The organism is Streptomyces sp. AM25, from assembly GCF_058146165.1.
The window spans coordinates 1-6690 of the sequence record NZ_JBKIWN010000080.1 but is presented as its reverse complement, the minus strand read 5'-3'; the positions used below and the strand labels follow the sequence as shown (position 1 = coordinate 6690).

The window sequence follows — 6690 nt, the reverse complement described above, 5'->3', positions numbered from 1 at the left end:
CGCCGAGGATGCCCGCCTTGAGGAAGGCCTTCACCAAAACCAGCACACGTTTGTCTCCGATGCGCTTTCGCACCCTGTCCAGCAGGGCGGGGTGTGAAAGCGCATCGAAGCAGGCAGCAATGTCACCTTCTACGATCCACTCATACGAGCGGGATGTCAGGTGACGCACGTCCGCCACCGCGTCCTGGGCCCGGCGCTTCGGACGGAACCCGTAACTCTGAGGGTGGAAATCCGCTTCGAAGATCGGCTCCAGCACCAGCTTCAAGGATGCCTGGACCACCCGGTCGGCAACGGTCGCGATCCCGAGACGGCGGAACTTGCCGTTCGCCTTGGGAATAAGCCGCTCACGCACCGGCAACGGGCGGAAACTACGGTCCTTCAATGCTGACCGCAGTTCTGCGAGGAACACCTCGACTCCCCGCACAGCCTCAATATCGTAGGCGGTTCTTCCGTCCACTCCGGCGGTGCGTGCACCCTTGTTGCCCCGCACCCGATCCCACGCAACCAGAAGGAAGGCGGGATCGGTCACGAGATTGAACAGGCCGTCGAACCGGCGGTGAGGGTCACCGCTGGCCCACTGGTGCAGCTTGGTCTGAATCCCCAGTACCCGGCGCTCGCCCCAGTAAAGGGCCGACTCCAGTTCGTCGGTGTTCACCGGCGAAATCCTCCTGGCATTCCAGTCTCCTCCCTGCTGACTTGCTGGTCCCCTTCGCCATGTACGCGCCTCTCGCGCGCTCGGACTACTACGGGACCTCCGCCCCACCCCGCGACCTTCGGCCGGCGACGGACCTGCCCCGGGCCAGGCCGGCTGCCTGGCCCGGAGGGCGACCAGGGGTGGTTCCCACGTTCACTCGATGACCGGTTGACGAGGGAGGTGCCCAGCCCTTGCTCCGGCAGCATCGCCACGACTACGCCGCAGTCCTTCATCGTGGCCTCCCCACCGTCGGCACTACACGGCTTCGGAGTTGACCACCAAAGTGGTCACGCACTGCATCCCGGCCCATATCCACCAGGTTGGAGCCGGTTCGTCGCTTACGGAGCTTTGCCACTGGTTCCTCGCGTACACCTTCTCGTCTCGCTTGCCGGACCTGCACCGTCTGGCAGTACCAGCACGTCCCGGCGTTGTCAGGGCTGCTTCCCACCCTCAGCTTCAACCGGACTGCTGCGACAGTCCGATGGCGGAGTCCTTTCACCCCCGCCCAGTCATCAAGCGCCTCGTGGCGCACCGTGCCGTCCACGATCAGCACGGTGTCCTTGCGGAACCGCTTGCGCGGCTGGAGCGCCAGCATGGGCCCGAGATGGCTGATGACGCGGTCGGCCGCCGACTTCGACACCCCGAACAGCGGGGCAAGCTGCCGCAGCGTCAGGTTCGTCCGCCAGTACGCCGCGACCAGCAGGACCCGGTCCTCCAGGGGCAGGCTCCATGGCCGGCCACGCCGCACCTCGTCCGCACCTTCCCGTCGGAGCGTGGTCACCAGCTTGCCGAAGCAGCGCGGGCTCAGCCCGGTGAACGGGGCTATCCAGGACGGCTCCGACGCCGTGATCACACCAGCCACATCAAGATCATCTCACCCGTGACCAGCAGTTACGGGACAACCCTTAGAAGTCTGCAATTCTACCCCACTCGAAAGAAATTATTCTTCGTAGGGGAGGTGAACGATGCAGTCCCATCCTTCGATGAGCGAACCAGCCGATTGGGGTCCGGGCCCTTATTGGGGTCATTGGCGGGTGTCGTAATGGTGAATTTTGCATCAAAGGCGCCACCATTAATGACGATCTGCTCGTCAGAATTCTTGGTTTTTTGCGACTTATTCGCATCTTTGAGTTTGAGGGTGACCGTTCCAGTACCTCCCTCGTAAGTGCCAGACCTATAGGTAAACCCCGTCTCAAGCGTTTCAATGTCGGTTGGCCAGCAGGCTGCCGCGCCTCGAACCTTTAGGTTTGGGCTTGAGCCTGAAACTGGAAGCGGCGTGGCAGGAGTGAGCGTATATGACGCTGACGGATCGTTGGGTGGCACGGTCTTGTCGGGTGTCGTGATGGTTACTGTATCTCCTGCAATGATCACAATCTCGCCCATGGGTAATCTTCCAATCTTTCATCATCGATGAGCCCCGGGTGGTGTTCAGCATCGCATTGGTGCTCGATACGTGCATGCATCGCTCAGCCATTCGGGTGATGGGGTGCTGGGGACAGCTCGGACAAACGCCCCGCCGCCGTGCCTCGTAGACTCCGCCACTAAATCGTGCTGGTGGTCGCTGTGAGCGTCACGAGCGCGAGGCCGGGGCGACTTCGGCAAGGGGGGCAGTGCAGGGCGGGCACGTGCGAAAGCGTCGAACGTGAAGCGTGAACGACGCGAAAGAAAGCGCGAAAGTCAAGGCTCAACGCGAAATCAAATGCTGAATTCTTTGCGTGAGCCTTTTCAGAGTGGCCACCGGTCGGGTGAGAGGGTGGCCTCCCGCAACGCACGAGGCTCCTGTGCCGTTGAGAGAGGTGTTCGACGTCTCAACTCATCAGCGCAGGAGCTCCGTTGGTTCCCTATCCTGCCGCACTCGACCTCTCGCACGCCCGGGTCGAGTGGGTAACCATGCTCATCGTCACCCGTGAGGGTGACCGCCGCTGCAAGCTCCCGCCTCACCAGCGTGCTCTCGTCGGCTTGGTCTGCCTTCGTCGGCACGGGACGCTCGTGCAGATCGCCGCCGGTTTCGGTATATCCGTCGGCACTGCCCACGCCTACGTCACCGCCGTCGTCGGCCATCTGTCCCGCCGGGCGCCCGGGCTGCTGCGGGTCCTGCGGGAAACGGATCCCGATCACGTCCTGCTCGACGGAACGCTCGCCGAGTGCGACCGGGTCGGGGACAGCCGGGCCGACTTCTCCCAGAAGCACCGCCGCCACGGCGTGAACGTGCAGCTCGTTGCCAGCCCTGCGGGCAAGCTGCTGTGGATCCCGCCCGCAGTGCCCGGCCGCACCCACGACCTGACCGCGGTCCGCACCCGCCGCATCATCCGAATCTGCGAACGCCAGGGCGTGCCCGTCCTCGCCGACCGCGCATACATCGGGGCCGGCTCCTGGGTGACCACGCCGATCAGACGTCTTCCCCACCGGGACCTCACCGCGACCCGGCGGACGATCAACCGGGCCCTGTCAGCGGCGCGAGCGCCGGTCGAACGAAGCGTCGCGAGACTGAAATCCTGGCGCGTCTTCCACAGAGCCCGCTGCAGCCTTAGGGGCTGTGTGAGGTTGTGATGAATCGGGTGTCTGCAGGAGGTCGTTGATCCAGATCATCGAGGCGCGGAGGTGGAGGCCGGCGAGGTAGCTTTCGGGCGTCTTGTCGTAGCGGGTCGCGATGCCCCGCCAGGCCTTCAGCTTGTTGACCAGGCGCTCGACGGTGTTCCGGTCTTTGTAGAGATCGGCGTCGTGGCTGACGGGCCGCCCGCCCCGGCTGCCCTTCTTCTTTCGGTTGGCGGCCTGGTCCTTCTTCTCCGGGATGACCGCCTTGATCTGGCGTTTGCGCAGGTAGGCGCGGTTGGCGCGAGACGAGTAGGCCTTGTCCGCGGCGATCGCGCCGGGCCGGGTGCGCGGACGGCCCACGGGCAGACGGACCCGTACCTTCTCCAGGACGGGGACGAACCGCGGGCTGTCGGCGGCCTGTCCCGCGGTCAGGACGAGTGACAGCGGCCGGCACTTGCGGTCCCCGGCGAGGTGGACCTTGCTGGTCAGCCCGCCCCTCGACCTGCCGAGCAGGGCTTCTTTCAGACGGAGCCCGCGGCGTCGCCTGACGCGCCGCTGTTCCGCCCGTCCAGGGTCGTTTCCGTCGTCCTGCCCGTTCTGTTCCTGCGAACCGCCCCTTTTTGCCGGGCTTGTTTCTGCTCGACCGCGGCTTCCTCCAGGGCGTCCATGACCTCTTTGCCGACCATCATCCCGGCGGCGTCGTGGTGGGCACGGACGGTCGTGGAGTCCACGCTGACCAGGGACAGGTCCGTTCTCCCGCAACGGGCGGCCTCGGCGATCAGGCCTTCCAGCAGTGCGGTGAAGACACCGGCGTCCCTCCAGACGCGGAAGCGTCCGTAGACCGTCGGCCACGGACCGAACTCGCAGGGCATCTCCCGCCACTGGGCACTGGAGCGGAACCGCCAGATCACCCCCTCGAACTGGTCCCGAAGCCGCTCAGGATACGGGCCGTACTCACCTATCGGCAGGTACGGCTCGATCAACTTCCGCTGGTCATCGGTGAGTTGCCTGCGTGTCACACCCAGCGTCCTACCAGGTTCCGCCCCGCACGGGAACCCGAGATTGATCACGACATCACACAGTCCCTAGACCCCCGCTGATCAGCAGCGTCCGCCCCGCCTGGTTGCTCACCGGGCGGGGCTTTCCGTCGTTCTGTGGCTGGTATTCACCGATCTCAGACCGCAGACCCGAACTACGTGTTATGTGCAAGCGTTTGTACGCGATGGCGGGGGAGAGCGCGTCAATGCAGAAGAAGACTCGTACATGGCTGACGGTGGGGGCGGGAGTGCTCGCCCTCGGCGGCATCCTGTCGCTGTTCGAGGACGACAAGGACAAGGCCGAAGCCGAGCCCAAACCTGCTGCATCGGCACCCGCGAAGCCTGCGACCGATCCCACCCCCGAGGCGCCGAGACCGAGCTCCGGCGTGCCCTCGCCCGACTCCGGGCAGACGGCGAAGTTCGTAGCCGCACTGCGAGACGTTGACCCGGGATTGGTCGCCAGGGCGTCCGAGAAGTCGTGTAGGTCCGTGATCTGAGTAGTGTGGCGGGGCCCGTAGCCCTGCCCCTCCGGAAAGGTAAGATCGCGTGACTGGGTCCCAGATATCCGGGGCGGCTGCCGGCGAGGCGATCCCGGCTGAGCAGGTCGAGGCCCTGGTCGAGCAGTTGATGGAGTCCTCGGATGCCACCGGTGCTCCGCTGGCTGGAGACGGCGGGCTGCTGCAGCAGTTGTCCAAGGCCCTGCTGGAGCGGGCTCTGCAGGCCGAGATGACCGAGCATCTGGGCTATGAGAAAGGGGATCCGGCCGGCCGCGGGTCGGGCAACAGCCGCAACGGGAGTGCATCGAAGAAGGTTCTCACGGAGGTCGGCGCGCTCGAGGTGGAAGTTCCTCGGGACCGCAACGGCGAGTTCGAACTGCGGATCGTGCCGAAGAACGCGCGCCGGCTGTCCGGCTTCGACGAGCAGGTCCTGTCCCTGTATGCGCGCGGGATGTCCGTGCGGGACATCCGCTCCCACCTGGCCAAAATGTATGGCACCGAGGTCTCCCCGGACCTGATCTCCAAGGTCACCGACGCGGTGACCGACGGGATCACAGCCCGGCAGTCCAGGCCGCTGGACGCGATGTGGCCCGTCGCCTGCACCGACGCGCTGTGGATCAAGGTGAGGGACGGCAAAGTGGCGAATCGTCCCGTCTGTCTTGCCGTCGGCGTCGATCTGGACGGCTGCAAGCACGTGCTGGGGCTGTGGATCGGCAAGGACAGCGGGGGCGCCGGGCAGTGGCTCACGGTCCTCGGCGAGCTGAAGGCCCGCGGGATCGAGGACGTGCTCGTGGCCTGCTGCGACGGCCTGCCCGGACTGCCGGACGCGATCAGCGCCGTCTGGCCCCGCACCACGGTCCAGACCTGCGTAATCCACCGTGAAGCCGTCAAGAAACAATGCGTTGCTTCACGAGGGTGATCTCGTTGGTGTGGTATGTGCATATCCGACGAGGTCCGCGGCCGGTTGGCGCGACGGTTCGATGTTCTGCTTCCGTATCTGAACGAGCGTCAACGGCGTCTGGCGCTGGCGACCGAGGCCCGGCTGCTCGGGCATGGAGGCGTCGGTGTGGTCGCGCGGATAGCCGAGGTCAGCGAGACGACGGTCCGCAAGGGCGTGTTCGAGCTCGAGGCCGGGGGCGACCCGCTGCCCGAGGGGCGGGTCCGGCGCCCTGGCGGCGGGCGGATGCGGGCCGAGGCCATCGACCCTGAGCTGGTTCCGGCGTTGATGGTGCTGGTCGAGCCGGACGAGTGCGGTGATCCGATGTCGCCGCTGCGCTGGACGACGAAGTCGCTGCGGAACCTGGCCGCCGAGCTGTCCCGGCAAGGGCATCGCGTGGCCGCGCCCACACGGTGGGCCGGCTGTTGAAGGCGAACGGGTTCAGTCTGCAGGGGACCGCCAAGACCCTGGAAGGCGATCAGCACCCTGACCGGGACGCGCAGTTCCGCTATATCAACGAGCAGGTCAAGGAACACCAGGCCGCGGGCGAGCCGGTGATCAGCGTGGATGCGAAGAAGAAGGAACAGATCGGGCAGCTGCCGATGCCCGGGCAGGAATGGCGGCCGGCCGGACGGTCCGTCGAGGTCGAGGACCACAGCTTCTTCGCCGGCCCGCACGTGGAGTCCGTGATCCCGTACGGGATCTACGACATGACCGCGAACACCGGCTGGGTGAACGTCGGCACCGACCACAACACCGCCGCCTTCGCTGCCTCGTCGATCCGGCGCTGGTGGCAGGCACGCGGCCGCTACGACTACCCCGCGGCATCCCGGCTGCTCATCACCGCGGACGCCGGGGGCTCCAACAGCTACCGCTACCGGGTCTGGAAGGCCGAACTGGCCGCGTTCGCCGCCGACGCCGGACTGACGGTGACGGTCTGCCACTTTCCGCCGGGTACTTCAAATAGGGTCGGGGACTGGCGCGGTGACG

Annotated in this window: 4 protein-coding genes and 4 pseudogenes; 4 read left to right on the top strand and 4 right to left on the bottom strand. The window is 66.0% G+C overall.

The window, feature by feature from the left end:
- From ACLHRZ_RS36270 to ACLHRZ_RS36260, 3 genes and pseudogenes are all read right to left on the bottom strand, one after another.
- On the bottom strand, positions 1–655 hold a 655-nt coding region (locus ACLHRZ_RS36270; protein WP_490422859.1), incomplete at its 3' end, for a reverse transcriptase domain-containing protein.
- Between the two features lie 568 nt (positions 656–1223).
- Positions 1224–1556: pseudogene (locus ACLHRZ_RS36265) on the bottom strand (helix-turn-helix domain-containing protein); the annotation flags it as partial.
- 59 nt (positions 1557–1615) lie between these two features.
- Positions 1616–2077 carry a contractile injection system spike tip protein gene (locus ACLHRZ_RS36260; protein ID WP_490422858.1) on the bottom strand — a complete coding sequence of 154 codons (462 nt, stop codon included), beginning with the start codon at positions 2075–2077 and terminating at the stop codon, positions 1616–1618.
- Between the two features lie 450 nt (positions 2078–2527).
- Between ACLHRZ_RS36260 and ACLHRZ_RS36255 the strand changes: the two genes are divergently transcribed.
- The gene (locus ACLHRZ_RS36255; protein ID WP_490422857.1) at positions 2528–3244 is read left to right on the top strand and encodes a transposase; all 717 of its coding nucleotides are present in this window, start codon (positions 2528–2530) and stop codon (positions 3242–3244) included.
- Between the two features lie 3 nt (positions 3245–3247).
- Here ACLHRZ_RS36255 and ACLHRZ_RS36250 read toward each other — a convergent pair.
- Positions 3248–4248, bottom strand: a pseudogene (locus ACLHRZ_RS36250) (IS5 family transposase); the annotation flags it as partial.
- 224 nt (positions 4249–4472) lie between these two features.
- Between ACLHRZ_RS36250 and ACLHRZ_RS36245 the strand changes: the two are divergent.
- The 3 genes and pseudogenes from ACLHRZ_RS36245 to ACLHRZ_RS36235 all read left to right on the top strand — a co-directional run.
- Complete coding sequence (locus ACLHRZ_RS36245; protein ID WP_490422856.1) at positions 4473–4763, top strand: hypothetical protein; 291 nt, start codon at positions 4473–4475, stop codon at positions 4761–4763.
- Between the two features lie 64 nt (positions 4764–4827).
- Positions 4828–5640 (top strand): annotated as a pseudogene (locus tag ACLHRZ_RS36240) (IS256 family transposase); the annotation flags it as partial.
- Positions 5641–5697: 57 nt separating this feature from the next.
- Positions 5698–6690: pseudogene (locus ACLHRZ_RS36235) on the top strand (ISAzo13 family transposase); the annotation flags it as partial.